The organism is Shewanella sp. AS16 (genome assembly GCF_021412365.1).
Taxonomy (GTDB): Bacteria; Pseudomonadota; Gammaproteobacteria; order Enterobacterales; family Shewanellaceae; genus Shewanella; species Shewanella salipaludis.
This window is the reverse complement of record NZ_JAKCLK010000113.1, coordinates 1-334: the sequence shown is the minus strand read 5'-3', so window position 1 is coordinate 334 and position 334 is coordinate 1. Positions and strand designations below refer to the sequence as shown.

The 334-nt window shown below is 47.3% G+C and carries 1 protein-coding gene; it reads right to left on the bottom strand.

Translation table 11 applies throughout. The features are described from left to right. A partial coding sequence (locus LZP73_RS19580) for a pyruvate formate lyase family protein (protein WP_326490370.1) occupies nucleotides 1-334 on the bottom strand: 334 nt, incomplete at both ends.

The following is a 334-nucleotide window of genomic DNA, read 5'->3' as shown; positions in this document are numbered from 1 at the left end:
AATACGCCCTGGTTATGGGTTTTACGCAGATCGGTAAAGATGTATTCAAATTCGCTATCCATTTCACGACCATACGCGTGGAATGAACTTCTAATCATATTAATGCCGCCGAACGGATGCAGTGCACGCTTTAATGGCGCATCCGTTTGCAGACCCACTATTTTTTCCAGCGGCTGGTCAATATATCCTGCATCATGAGCGGTAATTGTGGTGGCAATATTGGTATCGAAATCCAATGGCGCGTGAGTCGCATTTTCGATACGGATGCCTTCCATGACTTTTTCCCACAATTCCGTGGTGGCAGGCGTCGCTTCGGCGAGAAAAGATTCATCGC